This window comes from Streptomyces sp. NPDC086787 (genome assembly GCF_044745865.1).
GTDB lineage: Bacteria > Actinomycetota > Actinomycetes > Streptomycetales > Streptomycetaceae > Streptomyces.
The window spans coordinates 383,703-404,997 of record NZ_JBIVBC010000002.1 but is presented as its reverse complement, the minus strand read 5'-3'; the positions used below and the strand labels follow the sequence as shown (position 1 = coordinate 404,997).

Annotated in this window: 18 protein-coding genes; 8 read left to right on the top strand and 10 right to left on the bottom strand. The window is 70.6% G+C overall.

From position 1 onward, the window contains the following. Nucleotides 1-70: 70 nt before the first annotated feature. Nucleotides 71-1,309, bottom strand: a complete 1,239-nt coding sequence (locus tag ACIPK3_RS08060) for a molybdopterin-dependent oxidoreductase (protein ID WP_402567291.1) — start codon at nucleotides 1,307-1,309, stop codon at nucleotides 71-73. 114 nt (nucleotides 1,310-1,423) lie between these two features. Between ACIPK3_RS08060 and ACIPK3_RS08055 the strand changes: the two genes are divergently transcribed. Beyond that, the gene (locus ACIPK3_RS08055) at nucleotides 1,424-2,839 is read left to right on the top strand and encodes a hypothetical protein (protein ID WP_402567289.1); all 1,416 of its coding nucleotides are present in this window, start codon (nucleotides 1,424-1,426) and stop codon (nucleotides 2,837-2,839) included. A 72-nt stretch (nucleotides 2,840-2,911) separates the two neighbouring features. Here ACIPK3_RS08055 and ACIPK3_RS08050 read toward each other — a convergent pair whose 3' ends face one another. Further along, nucleotides 2,912-4,840 (bottom strand): collagenase, encoded by a 1,929-nt coding sequence (locus ACIPK3_RS08050; protein ID WP_402567287.1) that lies wholly within the window; start codon nucleotides 4,838-4,840, stop codon nucleotides 2,912-2,914. Nucleotides 4,841-4,990: 150 nt separating this feature from the next. Further along, the gene (locus ACIPK3_RS08045) at nucleotides 4,991-5,950 is read right to left on the bottom strand and encodes a LysR family transcriptional regulator (protein ID WP_402567285.1); all 960 of its coding nucleotides are present in this window, start codon (nucleotides 5,948-5,950) and stop codon (nucleotides 4,991-4,993) included. Nucleotides 5,951-6,113: 163 nt separating this feature from the next. Here ACIPK3_RS08045 and ACIPK3_RS08040 point away from each other — a divergent pair, with 163 nt between their 5' ends. From ACIPK3_RS08040 to ACIPK3_RS08030, 3 genes are all read left to right on the top strand, one after another. Then, nucleotides 6,114-6,332, top strand: coding sequence for a hypothetical protein (locus tag ACIPK3_RS08040; RefSeq protein ID WP_402567284.1), 219 nt, complete (start codon nucleotides 6,114-6,116; stop codon nucleotides 6,330-6,332). Between the two features lie 107 nt (nucleotides 6,333-6,439). Then, nucleotides 6,440-7,885: a glyceraldehyde-3-phosphate dehydrogenase gene (locus ACIPK3_RS08035; RefSeq protein ID WP_402567283.1), complete on the top strand. Its 1,446-nt coding sequence runs from the start codon at nucleotides 6,440-6,442 to the stop codon at nucleotides 7,883-7,885. Nucleotides 7,886-8,226: 341 nt separating this feature from the next. Continuing rightward, nucleotides 8,227-8,922 (top strand): DegT/DnrJ/EryC1/StrS family aminotransferase, encoded by a 696-nt coding sequence (locus ACIPK3_RS08030; RefSeq protein WP_402567281.1) that lies wholly within the window; start codon nucleotides 8,227-8,229, stop codon nucleotides 8,920-8,922. Here the strand turns inward: ACIPK3_RS08030 and ACIPK3_RS08025 are convergent. Continuing rightward, nucleotides 8,905-9,405, bottom strand: a complete 501-nt coding sequence (locus tag ACIPK3_RS08025) for a hypothetical protein (RefSeq protein WP_402567280.1) — start codon at nucleotides 9,403-9,405, stop codon at nucleotides 8,905-8,907. The two genes, ACIPK3_RS08030 and ACIPK3_RS08025, sit on opposite strands and share 18 nt — an antisense overlap. A 33-nt stretch (nucleotides 9,406-9,438) precedes the next feature. Beyond that, nucleotides 9,439-9,912, bottom strand: a complete 474-nt coding sequence (locus tag ACIPK3_RS08020) for an SHOCT domain-containing protein (protein ID WP_402567279.1) — start codon at nucleotides 9,910-9,912, stop codon at nucleotides 9,439-9,441. Between the two features lie 389 nt (nucleotides 9,913-10,301). Between ACIPK3_RS08020 and ACIPK3_RS08015 the strand changes: the two genes are divergently transcribed. Next, nucleotides 10,302-10,895 (top strand): potassium channel family protein, encoded by a 594-nt coding sequence (locus ACIPK3_RS08015; RefSeq protein ID WP_402567277.1) that lies wholly within the window; start codon nucleotides 10,302-10,304, stop codon nucleotides 10,893-10,895. A 33-nt stretch (nucleotides 10,896-10,928) separates the two neighbouring features. Here ACIPK3_RS08015 and ACIPK3_RS08010 read toward each other — a convergent pair whose 3' ends face one another. After that, a complete protein-coding gene (locus ACIPK3_RS08010; RefSeq protein WP_402567853.1) occupies nucleotides 10,929-13,679 on the bottom strand; it encodes a LuxR C-terminal-related transcriptional regulator in 2,751 nt (916 codons plus the stop codon). A 156-nt stretch (nucleotides 13,680-13,835) separates the two neighbouring features. Here ACIPK3_RS08010 and ACIPK3_RS08005 point away from each other — a divergent pair, with 156 nt between their 5' ends. Both ACIPK3_RS08005 and ACIPK3_RS08000 read left to right on the top strand, forming a co-directional pair. Beyond that, entirely contained in the window at nucleotides 13,836-15,257 is a 1,422-nt protein-coding gene (locus ACIPK3_RS08005) for a purine-cytosine permease family protein (protein ID WP_402567851.1), read from the top strand. A gap of 103 nt (nucleotides 15,258-15,360) precedes the next feature. After that, complete coding sequence (locus tag ACIPK3_RS08000; protein WP_402567276.1) at nucleotides 15,361-16,350, top strand: aldo/keto reductase; 990 nt, start codon at nucleotides 15,361-15,363, stop codon at nucleotides 16,348-16,350. Nucleotides 16,351-16,386: 36 nt separating this feature from the next. Here ACIPK3_RS08000 and ACIPK3_RS07995 read toward each other — a convergent pair whose 3' ends face one another. From ACIPK3_RS07995 to ACIPK3_RS07985, 3 genes are all read right to left on the bottom strand, one after another. Further along, nucleotides 16,387-17,004: a class F sortase gene (locus ACIPK3_RS07995; RefSeq protein WP_402567274.1), complete on the bottom strand. Its 618-nt coding sequence runs from the start codon at nucleotides 17,002-17,004 to the stop codon at nucleotides 16,387-16,389. A gap of 125 nt (nucleotides 17,005-17,129) precedes the next feature. Further along, nucleotides 17,130-17,687, bottom strand: a complete 558-nt coding sequence (locus tag ACIPK3_RS07990; protein WP_402567273.1) for a hypothetical protein — start codon at nucleotides 17,685-17,687, stop codon at nucleotides 17,130-17,132. Nucleotides 17,688-17,870: 183 nt separating this feature from the next. After that, a complete protein-coding gene (locus ACIPK3_RS07985) occupies nucleotides 17,871-18,323 on the bottom strand; it encodes a flavodoxin family protein (protein WP_402567849.1) in 453 nt (150 codons plus the stop codon). Nucleotides 18,324-18,385: 62 nt separating this feature from the next. Here ACIPK3_RS07985 and ACIPK3_RS07980 point away from each other — a divergent pair, with 62 nt between their 5' ends. Further along, nucleotides 18,386-19,063 carry a lipoprotein gene (locus ACIPK3_RS07980; RefSeq protein ID WP_402567271.1) on the top strand — a complete coding sequence of 226 codons (678 nt, stop codon included), beginning with the start codon at nucleotides 18,386-18,388 and terminating at the stop codon, nucleotides 19,061-19,063. Nucleotides 19,064-19,071: 8 nt separating this feature from the next. Here the strand turns inward: ACIPK3_RS07980 and ACIPK3_RS07975 are convergent, their stop codons facing one another. Further along, nucleotides 19,072-21,087, bottom strand: coding sequence for a DUF1996 domain-containing protein (locus ACIPK3_RS07975; RefSeq protein ID WP_402567847.1), 2,016 nt, complete (start codon nucleotides 21,085-21,087; stop codon nucleotides 19,072-19,074). Nucleotides 21,088-21,295: the final 208 nt, after the last annotated feature.

Here is a 21,295-nt window from a genome sequence, read left to right as displayed (position 1 = left end):
AACGAGCAGGCCAGCAGCAGCAGTTGCAGCGGACTGCCGACGGGGATCCGGCTTCTCATGACAGGTCGCCTCATCGCAGCTCTCCGAAGGTCAGCCGGCCCACCCACTTGGTGTTGAGGACACCGGGCGCGCCGGGAACGATGACCCGCGCCGGGTAGCCGTGGTCGGGGGTCAGGTCCTCGCCGTTGACGTACAGGGCGAGCAGGGAGCGCGGGTCCGCCACCTGGTTGGCGCGCAGCGCGGCCCGGCGGAACGCGCCATGCCGCTGGAGCGACTCGACGAACAGGTCCGGCGGATCGGTGTCGTGTCCGACGAGGGCCGCGAGGTCGCGCAGTCGCACCCCGCGCCACCACTGGTCCGAGGTGGACCAGCCCTCCACGCAGGCGATCGGCAGCGCGGAGCTGTGCAACGGAAGCCGGGCGAGTTCGGCGCGGCTCAGCCGGACGGTCCCGGTGCGGCCGGTGACCACCAGCCGCCAGGCGTCGTCGCCGGTCTCCGCCGCGGTGATGCCCGCGTGGGCGGCGGTCTTGTTGATCTGGAAGCCACCGGGGCCGCTGCCCGGGTCGGTCCAGCCGTGCGGCGCGAGGAGCGCGGTGCGGCGCAGGGGCTGGTCGAAGCTGCGGCCCGCGCTGGTCCCGAACAGCAGCAGGGAGCCGCCGCCGACGAACCACAGCGCCCCGCGCCGGGAGACGGTGGGCGGATCGGGCCGGGGCGCCACGAGTTCGCCCTCCTCGCCGGGACCGCGCAACCCGCGCAGATTGCGCAGGGCGGCGGGCGTCTTGAGGACGGCGTGCGCGAGGAAGGCGGCGAAGAACACCCAGGCGCCGTAGAAGTGCAGGGTGTAGAAGGAGCCGGGGAAGACGTAGTCGAGCTGGACGTTTAGCACGCCGGTGATGAACTCGAACAGGGCGCCGCCCACCAGCAGCAGCAGGGAGATCCGCTCCAGGGCGTGGGCGAGGGAGCGGGCCGGTGGCAGGGTGAACAGTTTCGGCACGACCGACCACAGCTTGGCCAGCAGGACGGGGATCAGCGTCAGGCCAAGGGTGACGTGGACGCCCTGCGTGAACCGGTAGAGCCAGTAGGGGTGCGTCGGCCAGGAGAAGAGGTAGAAGCCCAGGATCCCCTTGCCGGGGGTCTGGTCGTTCACCGGCGAGAGGTCCGGGTTGTAGGCGGCGTAGGAGAGCAGCCCGGTCACGAACAGGACGGTGATGCCGACGAGGAGGACGAGGCCGAGCACGGAGGTGAACCAGGGTCCGCGCACGGGGCTTCGCCAGAAGCCGGGTGAGGTGGGGAGGCGTTGGTCGCGCATGTCCCGACGGTAGGCCGGGACATGCGCCGAACAGGGCTCCCGACCCATGACGAAACGCTGACGTCCGGCCCGTGCACGGGCTTCCCGGCCGGGTTCCGGCCTAGCGTCTTCGGTGTGACCCGTGTTTTCCTCCGCGACCTGTGTGCCGTCGCGTCCGCAGCCCTGCTCGTCCTCACGGCCGTACTCGTCGGCCGTCACATCCAGGACGCCCACCGCACCCTGTTCGTCCACTGGCCGCCGTTGTTCGCCGAGTGGGATCCGCATGTCGGTCCCGGGACCCCGGCCGCCCTGGCGGTGGCGGTGGCCGTGGTGGCGTACGGCCCCTCGCTCGCAGGACGGCTGTCGTGGCGGGCGATGCTCCTGTCCGCCTGGGCCGCCTCACTGGCCTGGACGTGGTCGCTGGCGCTGGTGGACGGCTGGCAGCGGGGCGTCGCGGGCCGGCTCACCACCACCAACGAGTATCTGCGCGTCGTGGACCGCTTCCACGACATCCCCGCCGCACTGAGCGACTTCACCCGGCACATCGTGTGGGGCACCCCCGATCCCTGGCCCGCCCATATCGCGGGCCACCCGCCGGCCGCGACGGTGACCTTCGTGCTGCTCGACCACTTGGGGCTGCGCGGCGGGGGCTGGGCGGGCGCGTGGTGCATCACGGTCGGTTCCACCGCCTGTGTCGCCGTGCTGCTGACGGTGGGTCTGCTCGCGGGGCGCGATCTCGCCCGGCGGGCCGCGCCGTTCATGGTGCTGGCACCGGCCGCGGTGTGGGTCGGGACGTCCGCCGACGGCTACTTCGCGGCGGTGGCCGCCTGGTCCGTCGCGCTGCTCGCGCTGGCGGTGCGGGGGGCTCCGGGGGCGGGAGGCAGGGCCGTGGCCGCGTTCGGCGCGGGGCTGCTGTTCGGCCTGACCTGTTATCTCTCCTACGGCCTCACCCTGTTCGCGCTGATCGGGGCCGCGGTGCTGCTGCTGGGCGCGATGCCGGGCGTCGCCCGCCGGGCGGGACTTCGCGGACACGGCCCGGCCGGGATCCGGCCGGCCGTTCTGCTGCGCGGGTCGGCCGCCCTGCTGGCCGGACTCGCCGTGGTCCCGCTCGTGTTCACGCTGGCCGGTTTCGACTGGTGGGAGGGCTACCGGCTACTGGTGACCCGCTACTACCAGGGGGTCGGCGGCACCCGTCCCTACGGCTACTGGGTGTGGGCGAACCTGGCGTGCACTGTCTTCATCGCCGGGTTCGCGACGGCAGCCGGGCTCGGCCGGGCCGGTGCGGCGCTCGTCCGGGACCGGGCGGACCTGCTCCACGGCCGGCTCTCGGCCGCCGAGGCCCGGCTCGCCGTGCTCGTCTTCGGCGCCTTGCTGGCACTGCTGGTCGCCGACCTGTCCGGCATGAGCAAGGCGGAGACGGAACGCATCTGGGTGCCGTTCGCCCTGTGGCTGCTGCCGTCCTGCGCCCTGCTCACCCGGCCACGGGCCTGGCTCACCGCCCAGGCCCTGCTCGCGCTGCTGGTCAACCACCTGCTGCTGACGGGGTGGTGAGGAGGACCGGGTGGTGAGGACCGCGCCCGGGGCGGCGGCCCCCCTCCCAAGGGGCCGCCGCCGGAATGAGGCCTATGCGTGGGCGCAGGCGCCGGACGCGCAGGCCGTGAGCCACCGGTCGAAGTCGGCGTCGTAGCGGGTGCCGATGCCGGCGTTGTAGACGTCGTATCCGCCCTGGTAGTCACCGGCCCGGAAGCGGACGAGCATGCGCTGGATGTCCGCCGGGTGGTTCTCGAACATGTAGCGGACGGCGAGGTAGCCCCACGGGTAGGTGCGGGTCGTGTCGCTGTTGTCGTAGGTGCTCTGGAACAGCGTGCTCAGCCGGTAGGTGTGCCGTCCTGCCTCGGTGACCGCCTGGTCGTAGGTGATCCCCCGGTATCCGTAGGAGACGTACTCGGCCAGGCCCTCGATCCACCAGATGTCGGGTACCGAGATCTGGGTGGCGAAGGCGCCCGCCATGTCGTCACGGGCGTCGAGGAAGTGCGTGTACTCGTGGTTGAGGTTCCATATGCGGGCCGTGAAGCCGTCGTCGTAGTCCTTCTGGTACATGATCGACATCGGCTGGTTGGCGGGGTCGGAGGGGTCTCCCCCCATGGTGATGCCGCCGTTGTCGGTGCTGACGCCGTAGATCGCCCCGGCGTAGGTCTGGTAGTCGGCGCGGCTGGCGAAGACCACGAGCCGGATGGTCGACGCGTACTGGCCCGGTATGGGTCCGTCGCTCTTGACCAGGGCGCCGAAGTAGGCGTCCTGGCGGAGCACGCTGGTACAGGCGGCGTCGAGGTCGGCGGAAGTGAGCGACTGGGCGAGGATGGTGTGCGCGGCGTCGCAGGAGTGGGTGATGGGCAGGGCCGCCTTGGTCAGTCGGCCGGGCAGGTCACAGACGTCGTAGTAGGCGCAGTTGGCGCCGTCGTAGGCGTCGGCCTGAGTGGCCACCGCGACCCAGAGTCCGGCCGTGGGACCGGTGATGTGCGAGGCGTTGAGCAGCCCTCTGGTCAACGGCCGTACAAGCGGCTGGAGTTCGGGGTGCTCGACATGGCGGGCCAGGATCATCCCGGCGTTGGCGTCCAGGTAGGCGCGGTCGGTGCCGAGCAGGTCGAGGTGGTCACGTGCGAACGTGTCGAGGGTGTCGATGATGCCCGGGTCCGCGCCGACCGCCTCGACATATCCCGGGTTCCAGTTGCCACGCCACAGGGGCGTGTAGACGTCGTTGACCGCCGCGAGCATGGCGGGGACGGTGTCGTAGGAGCTGTCGTAGTCGTCGAGCAGCCGCTGGTAGACGTCCAGATAGCGGGCCTGCTGGTTGGCGCTGTCGGTGAGGATGACGACCTCGCCGAGCACGTTGCCGTTGGCGGCCGTCACGTCCCGGGAGTGCTTGCGGGCGAAGAAGGCGTCGAGCCCTGCCGTGGTGGCCCGGGTGAGACGTGCGCCGTAGGGGCCGACGTCGGAGGGGTTGTTGAACTGCGCGTAGTAGCCGGCGCGCAGGAAGAGGACGAGTTGCCACACGTTGTTCGTGTTGTCGCCGCGGTAGGTGCCGGCGGCGCGGGTGAAGGCGTCGGCGACGGTGACCATCTGGGCCTGGCGGAACACGTCGTGCGCCGCCGTGCCGGTGACCGCGAACAGGGTGTTGACGCAGTCGGGGGTCGAGGATCGTATGAAGGCGACGAGCGCGGCGCCGGTTCGGCCGCCGAAGTCGTCGGGCGTGCACGAGACCGCTCGGCTCAGGGCGGACGGACGGGCGGACGGGTGCGCCGGTGAGAGCGGCGGCAGTTGGGCCGGGCTGACCCGCCGGGCGGGCGTGGCGGGGCGGTCGACGGGATGATCGGTGGGGGCGGCGGCCGAGCCGGACGGCGGGGGCGCCGGGGTCCGGGACGCGGTGGGGGCGGTGGGGGCGGCCGCGGCTCGGGGTGCTGCGAGTGCCGGTGTCGCCAGCAGGCCGGCCAGGGTGACGCAGACGGCGAGAGTGCCGGCCGCGTGTCTGGGCAGCACGGAGCGGTAGCGCATCTGGGGCTCCTCAACGGGTGGACGCGCCTCCATGGGGGTGTGAGGCGTGTGCAGCACTGTGCCAAGGGCGGGACGCGCCAACAATGCCGTGTGACATAGCACATGGCACTGGCACGGCATAACATCCGGCGGATGTACGTCAGTTGACCGTCAGCCGCCGGTGACGTGCCAGGTGCGCGCGGCCCAGGTCCTCAGGTGCGGGGACTGCGCGACGAGTTCGCGGTGCGCGGCGACGGCCGACTGGAAGAGCGTCTCGGCCAGTTCCCCGGTCACGGCGCCGTTGCGCCAGGCCAGCACATAGCGGCACCACAGTGGCGTACCGGCCAGGGGCTTGACCACCACCTGTGGGATGGGCCGGAGGGTCGGCTGGACGAGGGACACGCCGAGCCCGTCGGCGATCATGCTCTGCAACTGGAGCCGGTCGCCGAAGAACTCGTGCACGGTCAGCGGAGTGAACCCGGCCGCATCGCAGGCCGCGTAGAAGACGCCGGGCCAGCCCGCGCCGTCGTCCGGCGTGAGGAACCACGCGTCCTCGGCGAGGTCGGCCAGCGCGACCTGGGCCCGGTGCCGCAGCCGGTGGCCGGACGGGAGCGCGACGAAGGTCGGCTCGGTGACGATCCCCCGGTGCGTCACCGCGGCCGAGTGGGTCAGCTCCATCCCCGGGTAGTCGGCGGCGATGGCGGCGTCCACCGCGCCCTCCTCCAGCAGTTCGACGATCCGCGCGGAGGAGTACACGCTGTTCACCGAGAGGTCGATGTCCGGCCGCCGGGCCCGGAACCGGGAGACGGCTCCCGGCAGTACCGGTGAGTTGGTCGCGGCCACGCGCAGAACCCTGCGTCCTTCCGCGGCACCGCCGGCCGGGCGGCGGCCGATCGCGTCGGCGCGGGCGAGGACGTCGCGGGCCTGGGCGACGACGTCGACGCCGTAGGGCGTCAGCCGCACCCCGGTGGCTCCGCGCTCGAACAGCGGCTCACCGAAGTAACGCTCGATCCGCCGCAGCTGGGTACTGACGGCGGGCTGCGAGTACCCCAGGTCGGTCGCGGCACGGCCGACGCTGCCCGCGTCGGCGATCGCGCACAGCACACGCAGATGCCGCAGCTCAAGATCCATCCGCCACCCCACTCCCGAAGTCCCCCGGCGGACAGGAAGCGTCGCATCGTGCCTTCGCCGTCACAAGACGTCAGCAAGATTACGCTCCGCCACCGTGTCCAGCCCCTCCCCGCCTTCGTTGGATCGGCCGTATCGCGACGACAGCCCCCGAGGAGCGGAAGAGATGAACGTGACGATGCGCACAAGGCGAGCGATGGCGGCGGCACTGCTGGCCGGTGCCGGCCTGGCCGCGGCCACGGGCCCGGCCCTGGCCGCGGACAGCGGTCAGGGTGCGTCCGGCCACCCCGTCGCCGAGCTGTTCACGCAGGTCGGCGGCCCCTTGGTGGAGTGCGCGGTGGACGACGGGTTCAAGGACTGCTCACCGATGAAGCTGAACCCCTGACCCTCGGCACCGGCACGGTCACGGCATCCCGCTCGGGCGACCCGATGGAATGACGAAATGATGGTGGCGCTAGCATATGAGCGCCACCTAGCTCGAAAGAGATTGCTGTGACTGTCAACGACGACTCGTTCACCGACTGGAAGAACCGCGAAGAGATCGCGGAATCCATGATCCCGATCATCGGAAAGCTGCACCGTGAGCGGGACGTCACCGTCCTGCTGCACAGCCGCTCGCTGGTGAACAAGTCGGTGGTCAGCATTCTGAAGACCCACCGCTTCGCCCGGCAGATCGCCGGCGCGGAACTGACCGTCACCGAGACGCTGCCGTTCCTCCAGGCGCTCACCACGCTCGACCTCGGCCCGTCGCAGATCGACATCGGCCTGCTGGCCGAGACCTACAAGGCCGACGACCGCGGCCTGACGGTGGAGGCGTTCACCGCCGAGGCCGTCGTGGGCGCCACCGGCGCCAACAAGATCGAGCGTGGCGAGGGCCGCGACGTCGTCCTCTACGGCTTCGGCCGCATCGGCCGCCTCGTCGCCCGGCTGCTGATCGAGAAGTCCGGCTCCGGCAACGGACTGCGACTGCGCGCGATCGTGGTGCGCGGTGGCGGCGAGCAGGATCTCGTGAAGCGCGCCTCGCTGCTGCGCCGCGACTCCATCCACGGGCAGTTCCAGGGCACGATCACCGTGGACGAGGCGAACAGCACGATCTTCGCCAACGGCAACGCGATCAAGGTGATCTACGCGAACGACCCGAGCGAGATCGACTACACGGCGTACGGCATCAAGAACGCCATCCTCATCGACAACACCGGCAAGTGGCGCGACCGCGAGGGCCTGTCGCAGCACCTGCGCCCCGGCGTCGACAAGGTCGTCCTGACCGCGCCCGGCAAGGGCGACGTGCCCAACATCGTGCACGGCGTCAACCACGACATGATCAAGCCGGACGAGCAGATCCTGTCGTGCGCGTCCTGCACCACCAACGCGATCGTCCCGCCGCTGAAGGCGATGGACGACGAGTTCGGCGTGCTGCGCGGTCACGTGGAGACCGTCCACTCGTTCACCAACGACCAGAACCTGCTGGACAACTACCACAAGGCCGACCGCCGCGGCCGCTCCGCGCCGCTCAACATGGTCATCACCGAGACCGGCGCCGCCTCCGCCGTGTCCAAGGCCCTGCCCGACCTCAAGGCCCGGATCACCGGCAGCTCGATCCGTGTCCCGGTGCCGGACGTCTCGATCGCGATCCTCAACCTGCAGCTGGCCCGTGAGACCGACCGCGAGGAGGTCCTCGAACACCTCCGTGAGGTGTCGCTGACCTCGCCACTGCGCCGCCAGATCGACTTCACCACGGCCCCCGACGCGGTCTCCAGCGACTTCATCGGCTCGCGCCACGCCTCGATCGTCGACGCCGGAGCCACCAAGGTGGAGGGCGACAACGCCATCCTCTACCTCTGGTACGACAACGAGTTCGGCTACTCCTGCCAGGTCGTCCGAGTCGTCCAGCACGTCTCCGGGGTCGAGTACCCGACTTTCCCGTCCCCGGCGGCCTGACAAGGTGTGCACCTCGGCCGAGCAGGGCGGGGCCGGTGTCGGCCGGGCCTCCTTGATCTGACATCTGACCTGCGCAGACAGGCATGATCGACGTAGATATTGAAGGCCGTCACCCGCAAGACGGGTGGCGGCCTTCAATGATCGTCTACAAGCCCAGGGAGTTCTCGGGGGGTTTTCGCCAGTAGCTGCGCACTGTCCGCAACGGGTGCAATCCGCAGCCGGCCGAGCGGCCTGATACGGCCGGGCCGCCTCCGGGAACTCACTGCTCAGGTTCAGTGCCTGGACCACAGCCACGCCCCAGGCTCCGCCGTTGGAACGTTGTCGAGGACGTGGTGCGCGCGTTGAACGGCGTCTTGCGGGGTGGTGGCCGGGCCGTCGACTTCTCCCGGACTCGCAAGGAGCTGGCCGCCCGGGACATCGCCATCGTGGAGGACGCCGCGCACGCCTTCGGCTCCCGCAACGGCGCCCGCCGCGTCGGCGCCACCGAAGACCTGACCTGCTTCTCCTTCGGCCCGATCAAGAACCTGACCTGCGGGCAGGGCGGCATCGTCATTCCCCGTACCCGCGCCGAGGCCGACACGACCCGCCGCATCCGGATGCTCGGCGTCGTCCAGTCCCAGGCCGAACGCGGCCGGACGACCAACTACCAGGTGGAGGGCTTCGGGCTGCGCTACCAGATGTCCGGCATCAACGCCGCCATCGGCCTCGCCCAGCTCCCGCACTTCGAGAAGACCGAGACGACCCGCCGCATCCTGTGGCGCGCCCACCGGCAAGCGCTCGCCGGCCTGGACGTCAGGCTGGTCGACGTCGACCCTGACCGGTCCGTGCCGCACCTGTGCCAGGTCCTCATCTCCAACCGGGACGAGGTGCACGCGCAGTTGAAGGCCCGCGGCATCGGCGTCGGCGTCCACTACCCGCAGATCGCGTCACGCAGCTGCGACGACCTTTCGCATGCACGTGAGAGTCCCCGGTGCCGCACCATCGGCACCGGGGACCTGACCTACGACACGTGGCCCGCGCTAGACGGTGGGCCCTGAGGTTCCCGCGGGCCCGGACATGCCCGCCGTACCCGTACCCGTACCGGTACCAGGTGGCGCCGCCGATGAGTCACCTCTCGGGTTCACACACAGCGCCCAGATGATGAACGCCGAGAACGCGATCATCACGATCGACCACACCGGCGAGTACGGCATGGACAGGAAGTTGGCGATGATGATGAGCCCGGCGATGGTCACGCCCGCGACGCGGGCCCACATCTGCGTCTGGAACAGACCGAGCCCGATGATGACGGCCACCGCGCCCAGGATCAGGTGGACCCAGCCCCAGCCGGTCAGGTCGAACTTGAACACGTAGTTGGGCGTCGTGACGAACACGTCGTCCTGGGCGATCGCCATGATGCCGCGGAAGATGTCGAGTATCCCGACGATCATCAGCATCACGGCCGCGAACGCCGTCAGACCGTAGGCCCACTGCTGTTTGGCCGTACGCGCTTGCGTGTGCGTAGTGCGTGGAGCGGTCATGCCCGTGCCTCGATTCCCTTTCGTCGGATGTACTCAGCGGCCGGAGGCGGTGGTAACGGCGCCACCCGGGCGCTCCGCCGGGCCGTGGTCGCTCAGGACCAGCGCCTTCGCTCTGGTGAACTCCTCGTCCGTGATGTCGCCACGGGCGCGCATCTCGGACAGCCTGGCCAGCTCGTCGACACCGGTGGGCCGGTTCGCGCCGCCCTCGACCGTCCTGCGGATGTAGGAGTCGAAGGCCTCCTGCTGCACGCGTGCCCGGTCCATCTCGCGGGTGCCCATGGTCCTGCCGCGGGCGATCACGTAGACGAGCACGCCCAGGAAGGGCAGTACGACCACGAAGAGCAGCCAGCCGGCCTTGGCCCAGCCGCTCAGGGTGTCGTCCCGGAAGACGTCGACGACCACCCGGAACAGCAGGATGAACCACAGGATCCACAGGAAGAACCAGAGCATGGTCCAGAAGGCGCTCATCAGTGGATAGTCGTACGCGAGGTACGTCTGAGGGCTCATGTGACTCCTCCGTTCCGGGCAGGCGCCCGGCGGCGGATTGCCGCCGATCTCAGCGTGCCCAGAGCCTCGCCCCGGGGCCTCACCCGGGACGGGTGACCTTGCGCCGCGATCGGTCTCCCGGCCCGGCGCGGGGCCCTCGCCCCTGTGCGGTCCGCCCCGCCGGGAGTGTGTCCCGGCCCGGGACCCGGCTCCGGCCCGCGTGATTCGGTCATGGCTCCTCCTCACACGTTCGGACGGGTCGCCCCCGGGCCGCCTGCGGGACGGGGAGCGAGGGCCTCACCGCGCCAGCGTCCCGCCTGCCGTCGCCCGACGGGTCACCCCCGGCGGGTGATACCGGAGCGCACCGGTGACGATGAGGAGATGGATGGATGAAGGGGATGGATGAGGGGATGAGGGATGGACGCACAGGGCGGCCCCGCCTGCCCAGACCGCACCGGCCGGCTGTGGTGGCGTGCGCCCGCACGTTTGTGATCACGACCGGACTCGTCACCGCCTACTACCTGCTGCCGCTGCGCGAACGCAGTACGACCGCCACCTCCTGGCTGCTGCTCGGCGGGCTGGTGGCCGTGGTCCTGGTGTTCGTGTGGGAGGCCTACGCGATCCTGAGCTCGCCGCACCCACGCCTGAAGGCCGTCGAGGCCCTGGGCGCCACGCTGGTGCTGTTCCTGGTGCTGTTCGCCGGTTCCTACTACGTGCTCGACGGGACCAGTCCCGGGTCCTTCAGCGAACGCCTCACCAAGACCGACGCCCTGTACTTCACCCTGACCACCTTCGCGACCGTCGGGTACGGCGACATCACCGCCCGCTCCCAGGTGGGCCGGGTGATGACGATGCTCCAGATGACCGGTGGCCTGCTGCTCGCGGGCGTCGCCGTGCGGGTGCTGACGAGCGCGGTCGCGGTACGGCTGCGAAGGCAGCAGACGGAGGACGACGGGAGCGAGGGGGACCAGGAGGACGGGCAGAGCGAGGCAGACCGGCAGTGACGGTCGTGTCCTGCAGCGGCCACAGCTCACGACCTACAGCAGGCGCAGCTCACGCGCTCTGCGCACCGCGTCGCTGCGGCGGTTCACCGCGAGCTTGCGGTAGACGCTCTTGAGGTGGGTCTTCACGGTGTTCACCGAGACGTAGAGGTCGGCGGCGATCTCCTCCGTGGACATCATCCGGGACAGCCGCAGCAGCACGTCCCGTTCACGGCCGCTGAGCTCCTCCACCACGAAGGGCGGGGCCTCCGCCACGGCCGCTGCCGTGCCGTCCGGCCGGGGACCGTCCGGCGTCAGCCAGCCCGCGGCCGAGTCCCGCTGGGGTGCCGTGCGCAGCAGCCGCCGGATGCGCGGCCCGGCTTCGAGGAACGGGCGGCGCAGCCGGTCCCGCCGGGCCTCCTGGAGCGCCTGGGTGAGCAGCCTGCGCGCGGCGGCGGTGTCGCCCTCCTCGTCGGCGGCCTGGGCCCGGATCAGGGCGGCCCGGACGGTCACCGCGGGGCCGGCCCGGCCGCCCGTGCCCAGGTGGCCGAGCAGTTCTACGGCGGCTTCGCGGTCCCCTTCGGCGAGCCGGACACGGGCCATCTGTACGGCGCAGGCCGGCTGGTCCTCGCAGGGCACCCGCTCCAGCGCCTCCGCGGCGCTGTCCGGCCGTCCCTCGGCCAGGTGGGCGGCGGCGCTGATCAGCGCAGTGTGGCCCTCCGCCCAGGGCGAGGGGACGTCGGCGGGGACGGCGGGGTCGGCCGCCGCGACGGCACCCGAGGTGTCGCCGCGGGCCAGCAGCAGCCGTGCCGTGGCGATGGACCGTGCCGCGGCCGTCACGGGGTCCTGGAAGTCGGGGCGGGCGTCGGCGGCCTCGTCCAGGAGGGCCCGCGCCCGGGACAGTTCGGCCCGGTCGACGGCCACGGCGGCCAGGACCAGCCGTCCGACGGCGCAGCCGGACGGCTGCGGCAGCCCGAACCGCTCGGTCTCCGCCTGTGCCGCGAGGGCCTTGCGTTCGGCCCTGCCCGGCCAGCCGTTGAGATGGTCGATCAGCGCCAGGTGCCCGAGGGCCTCCGCCCGGGGCAGGGCCGTCGCGGCGCCGCCGGAGCCCTCGACCACGGCGGACAGGGCGGCGCGCGCGTCGTCGAACTGTCCTGCCCACAGGCGGGCGGACCCGAGGTGGGTCAGCAGCAGCGCGGTCAGCTCGGGATGCTTGTCCAGCAGGTGGGCGGGGACCCGGTGCCGTAGCTCCGCGGCCTGTTCCACGGCCTTCTCGGCCCTGCTGCAGGAGCCTGCCAGCCGGGCCGCCAGGGCTTCCAGCAGGGCGCGGCTCAGCCGGCCGGCCGGATCGGCGTCGTCCCTGGTGAGGTGCTGGTCGGCGGCCCGCAGATGGCTGAGGCCGGCGTCGAGGTCGTGCCGGGACAGGGCGCGGGCGGCGCGCACCAGTTCGGCGGCGGGGTCGGCGGTCTCCGGTCCCATCCGGGAGAACAGTTCGGTCAGGTCGTCGCGGCGCAGGCCGGTGAAGAGCTGGCCGATCGCGAGGTCGTCGACGAGGGCGCGCGCCGTGAAATCCCAGTCCTGTGCCGCGGCACCGTGCGTGAGGGTCTCGGGAAGGGATCCGGAGCGGCGCAGCCACTCGGCGGCCCGCCGGTGCAGTTCCGGTTCGAGGCCGGGGGTACGGGACCGCAGATGGGCCCGGAGTATCTCGGCGAACAGCGGGTGCAGGCGGTACCAGTCGTGCCCGAGGTGTTCCACGAACGCGTTCTGGCGGTGCAGTTCGGTCAGCGCGCCGGCCGCTCCGGCGTCGCCGGTGAGGGCCTCGGCCAGCTCGGGACAGAACCGGTCCAGGACGCTGACCCGCAGCAGCAGGTCCTGGGTGCGGTCGGTCTGCTGTCTGAGCACCTCGGCCAGGAGGAAGTCCGCGACCGCGCTGCGGTCTGCCTCGAACTCCTTGAGGTATGTCTGCGGATCCGGGCTCTCCTGGGCGGCCAGAGCGCACAGTCTGAGCCCCGCGGCCCAGCCCCGGGTGCGATCCACGAGGGCGCGCGCGGCCGGCTCGGGCAGGCTCAGTCCGTGCAGGTCCAGCAGGGTGGCCGCCTCCTCGGGGGTGAAGGCGAGGTCGGCGTTGCGGATCTCGGTCATGGCGCCCGCCGCCCGGTACCGGTGCAGCGGCAACAGCGGTTCGGTGCGGGTGACCAGGATCAGCCGCATGCCGCGCCCCGCGTGGTGCAGGACGAACTCCAGCTGGTCCGCGATCTCCGGCGCGGTCACCTGGTCGTACTCGTCGAGGACCACGATCACCGGCCGGTCGAGGGCGCTGAGCTCGGCGGCGAGCCGGGCGAGCAGCTTGTGGTCCACCGGGCCGGCGTCCGCCGGGCAGCCGACCTCGCCGGAGACCGGGACGCCCGCGGCGCGCAGGGACTGGAGCAGATACGCCCAGAACACGCCGGGCCCCTGCTCTCCGGCGTCGTTGGTGAGCCAGGCGACCGTCTCGGTCCCGGGCAGGCCGGCGGCCCAGTCGGCGACCAGCAGTGTCTTGCCGGCGCCGGCCGCGCCGTTGACCACGGTGAGCGGTGTGTACAGGGCCTGGTCGAGGTGGTCGGCCAGCCGGGCCCGGCGCAGGAAGGTGGCGGGCACCGTCGGCAGCGCGAACCGCGTCCGCAGGAACGGCTCGCCCAGGGGATCGACGTACGCGTCGGCCGTCGGCCCCGCTTCGCCACCCCCGCCGGCCGCGCTCTCGGCGTTCTCGGCGTCTTCCGCGTTCTCGGCGTTCTCGGCGTTCTCGGAGTTTTTCTGGACCGCAGTCACTGCGCTCACCACCCCGTCCGTCAGGCCCCGGGCAGTGCTGTCCCGCTCATGATCCCAGCTTTCGCCCGGGTGCGCAGATCGCCCTGGGGTAGCAGTGTGACGACAGAGGCGTACGAGCCCTCGGGAGGCACCGTGACCACGTCAGCACAGTCCCGGGTGCCGGGCCTGGAGGTCCGGTCCATCGACTATGTCCCGCTGGACGAGCGGCACGGCAAGCTGTGGCACCTCGGGCCCCTGTGGTTCATGTCGAACGCGCAGATCGCGACGCTGGCCGTGGGGCTGATCGGCATCACCGAGGGCGGCAATCTGCTCTGGTCACTGGTCGCGATCGTGACGGGCACCCTGCTAGGCACCTTCTTCATGGCCTTCCACTCGGCCCAGGGCCCGCAGCTGGGCCTGCCGCAGATGATCCAGTCGCGACCGCAGTTCGGTTACGTCGGCGCCCTCCTGGTGTGGCTGTTCGCCTATGTGCAGTACGCGGGGTTCAACGTCTTCAACACCATCCTGGCCGGTCAGGCCCTGCATGCCACGGTGCACGGCGGCGTCAGGCTGTGGGTGGCCGTGGTCACGGTGGTGGCGCTCGTGATCGCGCTGGTCGGGTACGACGTCATCCATCGAGCAGAGCGTGTGCTGACGTATGTGTTCCTGGTGGTCTTCGGGATCTTCACCGTGGGCGTCCTCGTGAACCTGCACTATCCGCCGGGCTCGTTCGACGTCGGCGGCTTCCGCTGGACGCCGTTCCTCGCGCAGTTCGGCGTGGTCGCCGGCTACCAGATCAGCTGGGCCATCTACGTGTCGGACTACTCGCGCTACCTGCCGCCGGGCGTGACGGTCCGCAAGACGTTCTACTGGACCTACTTCGGTTCGGCGCTCGGCGGCATCTGGCTGATGGTGCTCGGAGCGCTGCTCGCCGCCTGGGCGGGCAAGGACTTCGACACGATCCGCTCGATCAACGCGGCGGGCGACCAGGTGTTCGACGGCTTCGGCGCGGTCGTGCTGCTGTTCGCCGCCCTGGGACTCGTCTCGGTCACCGCGCTGAACATGTACGGCGGTTCGCTGACGCTGATCAGCGCCATCGACTCGTTCCGCAAGGTGCGGCCGACGCTTCTGGTCCGGCTGCTGACCATCGGGTTGACCGCGGCGCTCTCGCTGGTCGGCGCGCTGGCCGCCACGGCCCACTTCCTTGAGAACTTCAACGACTTCCTGCTGCTGGTGCTCTACCTGTTCATTCCGTGGACCGCGGTGAACCTGATGGACTACTACGTCGTGCGCCGCGGCCACTACGCGGTCGCCGAGATCTTCAACCCGCGCGGCATCTACGGACGCTGGGGCGCGCACGGCATCATCGCGTACCTGGTGGGGTTCGCTGTCATGATCCCGTTCTTCTCGGTCGGCACCCTCTTCGTCGGACCCGCCGCGAAGGCGCTGGGCGGCGCGGACATCTCACTGTTCGTGGGGCTGCCGGTCTCGGCGTTGCTGTACTGGGGGCTGAGCCGGTCGATCGACGTGGCGGCCGAGCAGCGCATCGCCGACGCGGAGGCCGCCGAGCTGGAACGGGCCGCGCACGAACACCGCTGACCTTCACCTTGACTTGGAGCGCGCTTCAAGTCGTAGCGTCCAGAACGCGGAACACCGAAGCGATCATCACGATGATCACCATCACAGGGAAGGACCGCGACACATGGAACGGCGCAGTCTGCGAGACCTCACGGTATCGACCATCGGCCTCGGTTGCATGGGCATGTCCGCCTTCTACGGCTCCACCGACGAGAACGAGGGCGTCGAGACCATCCGGCGCGCGCTCGAACTCGGCATCGACTTCCTCGACACCGCGCAGATGTACGGGCCCCTCACCAACGAGACCCTCGTCGGCAGGGCGATCCGTGGACATCGCGACGAGTACGTGATCGCCACGAAGTTCAACTACCGGATGGACGACGCCGTACCGGGCGACATGAGCACCGTCGGACGGCAGGACGGCTCCGCCGAGCACGTCCGCAGCTCCGTCCACGGCTCGCTGGAGCGGCTCGGCACCGACCACATCGACCTGTACTACCAGCACCGTGTCGACCCGAACGTGCCGATCGAGGAGACCGTCGGAGCACTCGGGGAGCTGGTGGCGGAGGGCAAGATCCGGCACATCGGCCTCAGCGAGGCCTCGGCCGCCACCATCCGCCGCGCACACGCCGTGCACCCGATCACGGCCGTGCAGACGGAGTACTCGCTGTGGACCCGCGACCCGGAGGCCGAGGTCCTGCCGGCCTGCCGGGAGCTCGGCATCGGGTTCGTCCCCTACTCGCCCCTGGGACGCGGATTCCTCGCGGGCCGCTTCACCTCCCCCGAGGAACTCGACGAGGGCGACTTCCGTCGCACCGGTCCCCGGTTCACCGGCGACAACCTCGACGCGAACCTCCGGCTCGCGGCCAAGGTGAAGGAGATCGCCGCGGAGAAGGACGTGACACCGGCGCAGCTGGCCATCGCCTGGGTGCTGGCGCAGGGTGAGGACCTGGTGCCGATCCCCGGCACCAAGCGGCGCACGTACCTGGAGCAGAACGCGGGTGCGGTCGACGTCGAACTGACCAAGGACGACCTGGCCCGCATCGACGCCGAGCTGCCGCAGGCCGCCGGGGAGCGCTACAACGAGGCCGGGATGAAGGCCGTCAACCTCTGACGGTTCCCTTGACGGGGCCGGACGAGGTGGACCGGGTCAGACGAGGTGGGCGAAGACCACCAGGTTCTCGGTGTAGTCGCGGGCCGTGTGGTCGTAGTCGCCGGCGCAGGTGATGAGACGGGCCTCGGCACGCGGGGTGTCGCCGTACACCCGATGGCTGGGGAAGTTCTCCTTGTCGAACATCTCGGCGCTGTCGACCACGAAGTCCGCCGTCCGCCCGTCGGTCCGCCGTACGGAGAAGTGGTCGCCGGTCTTGAGCTCCTCGAGTCCGGCGAAGACGGCCGCGGCGGTGGTCGTGTCCACGTGCCCGGCGATGACGGCGGTGCCCGCCTCTCCGGGCGCGGCCCCCTTGGCGTACCAGCCCACGAGGTTCACGTCGTCGGCGGGCGGGGCCTGGAGCTGCCCGGTCGGGCCGATGATCAGGGATGTGAAGGGGGCGTCCACCCCGATCTTCGGGATGAGCAGGCGCGTCGGCGTGGAACGGGGCAGATGCTTGCCCGCCGGGTGTGCGGCGGGCGAGTCGCCCAGGGCGGCGCGGGATGCCTCGGACGTCCTACCGTGGCCGCCGAGCACGCTGACGACCAGCAGCAGGGTCGCCACCACCCACATCGTCAGACGCCCGCCGGAGGACGCGGACGGCGCGGAAGCCGCCATCGGACTCCACCTCACTCGTTGTCTGAAGGGAGGGTCTGAAGGGAGGCCGGCCGCCGGCACGGTGCGTGCGGCGGCGGCCTCGGGGCCCCTGGTTCGTCAGCGGTGGAAGCAACGAGAGCGGCGGATCACGACGCCTGCGCCGCGCCGCGCCTGCGCCGCAGTGCGTAGAGGCCCGTGACACCGACGGCCAGGACGGCCATCCCGCCCGCGCTGACCCCACCCGAGTCGGCGAGCCCGCCGCCACCCGTGTGCATGCCGCCGTTGGGCTTGTCGGAGTCGTCGTCCCACGAGCTGTTGCCCTTGCCCGAGGAGGAGTCGTTCTTGTAGGTCTCGGGGTCGTACTTGCTGTTGTTGTTGCTGTTGTTGTTACTGCTGTTGTTGGAGTTGTTATTGCTGTTGCTGTTATTGCTGTTGTTGTCCGTGCTCCAGTCGTCGCTCACCGTCAGAGCGGCAAGCGCACCGCCACCCGTGTGCATGCCGCCACGCGGCTCGTCGCGGCCGCCTCCGGAATCGCTGTCGTTCTTGCTGTGCGAATCACCGTTCGCCTTGTTCTCCTTGTTCTCCTTGCTGTACGAGGAGTCGTCGCGGCTGTCTTCGCTTCCCGAGGCATGAGCGCCGGGCGTGGCGATCACGAACGCGGCGGCCGCGGCCACCGAGGCGAGGATCAAGCGGGCAGAACGCATCTGGAAGTCCTTCCGCCGTGGCCGGGCGGCCGATACTCCATCAGCGGGGATCACCCGGCCTCGACATGAACCACCGTCAGTCAGGCCTCCCGCGCGCACCATCCGGACCGCCCAGCCGGGTTACCAACACACCCCGGGCGGCCCCTTCCGCACCCGGTTCCACGGCTCGAATGGCGTAAGGCCTCAGCCCATCAGGCCCGCGGCGACCGTCGCGCCCAGTTCCCAGCACTTCTCGATGTCGGGCTTGCCGGGCTCGCCGGTCACCGTCACCGGATCGGCGGCGCGGCGCCAGCCGAGGCCGGTGGTGACCGACTCGATCCCGCGCACCGCGCCCGTGACGTCGTTCCCACCGTGCACGTAGTAGCCGAACGGCCTGCCCCGGGTCTCGTCCAGGCACGGGTAGTAGACCCGGTCGAAGAAGTGTTTGAGGGCTCCGGACATGTAGCCGAGGTTCGCGGGGGTGCCGAGCAGATAGCCGTCGGCGGCGAGCACGTCGGAGGCGGTCGCGGCCAGCGCCGCCCGGCGTACGACCCGGACGCCCTCGATGTCCGGTGTCGTCGCCCCGGACAGCACCGCCTCCAGCATCGCCTGGCAGTTCGGCGAGGGCGTGTGATGGACGATCAGCAGGGTGGCCACGACCAGCAGCCTAGCCACCCTCGGATACATTGTCCGACCTGGATCGATGAGGGGGGACCGAGGTGCGGATCACCAAGGGCACCGCGCGGGCCGGACTGGCACCGGTGCTGCTGCTCGCGGGAGCGCTGAGCGGATGCGCGGAGCCGGCGGACGGAGACGCCAAGCCGTCGGCGACGGCTTCGGCGACGGCCGGGGGGTCGAGGGGTACGGACACCGAGGCGACCGAGGTCGCGAAGAGCGGCGGCACGATCGGCGCCGCGCATTCGGCCTGTGAGCTGCCGGTCGCCTTCGGCACCGCGGAGGGCTGGAAGGCGAAGGCCGTCCGAGCGGGCAAGGCCGGCTCGGACGGCGACCTCGCCGACGCGCTGCTGCGTCAGGGCCCGGTCACCCTGGCGTGTGAGATCGACGCCAAGCCCGCCGGGAACATCGGGTTCCTGCGCGCGTGGACGGGGTCACCGGGCGGCGCGGACGCCCGCGGGGTGCTGCGGGCGTTCGTGGCCGCCGAGAAGAACACGAAGGAGGCGAGGTACCGCCCGTTCACGGCGGGCGGCCTCTCGGGGGTCGAGGTGGACTACCTCTACACGACCAAGCTCCTGGACGAGACGAAGAAGGAGAGCGCCTTCGCCGTCGTCACCCCGGACGGGCCGGTCGTGGTGCATCTCGGCGGCATGGACACGGAGGAGCACGAGGCCATGCTCCCGGCCTACGAACTGGCCAAGCGCACGTTGCGCTTGGCCTGATCCGTACGTCAGGCGGAGCCGCGTCCCATACGACGCAGCACCACGAAGCCGGCGATCACCAGGAGCCCGCCGAGCGCCGCGGGCCACAGGTTCGCGCCCGTCTCCGCAAGTCCGCCCCCGGTCGCCTGGGGTTCGGTCTGCACGGCGGCGGCCGAAGGAGCGTTCGCCGCCGTGGACGGGATCCGGGCGGGCTCGCCGATCTCGGCGGGCTGGGTCCGGGTCTTCGTCTCGGGCTTGGTCTCGGGCTTGGCCTGCTCGGCGTAGACCTGGGGCTGCTCCGTGGCGGGGGCGTTCACCGAACCGCCCTTCGCCGGCTCGTTGACCGGCGCGTCCGGCGTGTCGGCCGGGGGCTGCTCGGTCGCGGTGTCGCCGCCATTGCCGTCACCGGCGCCGTTGTTGTCGCCGCCGGCGTTACCGCCATTACCGGCGTTGTCGTTGCCGCCATTACCGGCGTTGTCGTTACCGGCGTTGTCGTTGCCGCCGTTGCCGGCGTTGTCGTTGCCGCCGTTGCCGGCGTTGTCGTTGCCGCCGTTACCGGCGTTCCCGTTGTCGCCTGACCCCGCTCCGGCACCGCAGGTGCGGCCGGAGTTGATGCAGTCGACCATCTGGTTCATGAGGTTTTCGTCGAAGACGTTGATGAAGTCGCCGTGGTCGGTGACCGGCTTGTGCAGCTGCTCGGGGAAGGAGTCCACGGCGAACAGCGGAACCGTCTTGCCGCCGTCCTGGAGGCTCGGCGCCTTGACGTCGTAGACGATGCGCTGCACGAGCTGCGGGATGGGCTGGAAGCCGCCCGGGCAGTTGCCCTCGCCGTCGGCGAACGCGACATGGGTGCGGTGGTTGGCGCTGTCGATGTTCCGGCCGTCCCAGCAACTCTGGAACTTGAACGAGCGCACGACGTCACTGCCGTCCGGGCAGATCGGGTACTTGTCCTTCAGCTGCCGGTCCTCGAAGCCGGTGCAGCTCCAGGACGCGTTGGCGTTGGCCGGGCCGTTCACGAACGACTTGGCGTCACCGGTGATGATGCGCAGCAGCCGGGGCATGGCGGTGACCTTGCCACGCGGGTTGCCCTCGAAGGTCAGCGTGACCTGCTTGGGCGTGACGATCTCGCCGGCGTTGCCCTCGGTGCCGCCGCCGGGGGCGCCGGCGTCGCGCTCCTGCTTGCCGTTCTGCAGGCGCAGCACGGGCCAGTAGTACGTCGACTTGTCACCCTGGTCGGCACAGGTGGTCTTGCCGTTGGCCAGGTCGTCGTCGCTGGCGAACGCGTTGTTGGCCTGGTTGCCGACGTAGTCGTGGAAGTGGTGGGCGCCGTTGGAGACGCCGGGGGCCACGATCACGTTGTCGGAGTTGAACAGGCCGTTCGCGTTGACGCCACAGCTGCTGCTGAAGCTGCCCTGGGAGGCGCCGGCCTGCGGGGCGGGGGCCTGTGCGTTGGGCTGGACGGAGTTGATGTCCGCGTAGTCCGCGGCCACCGGGCCGTTACCGGCCTGCCCGCCGTTGTTCTGGCCTTGACCGCCCTGGTCCTGGCCACCCTGGTTCTGCCCCTGGTCCTGGCCGCCCTGGTTCTGGCCCTGGTCCTGAGCGCCGCCGCCCTGGTTCTGGTCGCCGTTCTGCTGGTTCTGGTTGCCGGACGGCTGGAGCGTGCACGCCGCCTGGTCGTCCAGCCCCTCGGGGCGGTCGCCCGCCTGGTCGATGGCGTCCCCGATGCGGTCGATCGTCTCGGACCGCTTCTCCTTCAGCGGGTTCATGACACTGTCGTCGGCGGACCACGACTCCTGCCGCTGCTCCTGCGCGGACTGCTGGAGTTGCTGGTATGCCGCGGCGATCTGCTGGTCGAGCTGGGCGAGTTGCCGGTCCACCTCCGTCCTGGCCCCTTCCGGTACCTGGGTCAGCCGGTTCCCCACGTCCGGGCAGTTGATCGTCCAGGCTCCCCCGGAGAGGACCCGGTTGCCGTTCGACTGGTCCGAGCCGCTCTCACTGGCGGAGGCGTAGATGTTGGCCGCGATCAGCCCTCCTCCGCCCAGCATCAGCGCGACCGCTGCGAATGTCGCGCGTCGTGCGCCTGTCGGCCGCCTGCGCGTGTTGCGTCCCACGAAGTACCCCTGCGTCTCATCGGATCCGGGTGGCATGGAAATCCTCAGAAATCCTTAACCGCCTCATACGGATCCCCGGGCACAGGTGTTCAGCCGTCGCACGGATTCACCTCGACCGAACGGAAATCCGCTCCTGTGCGTC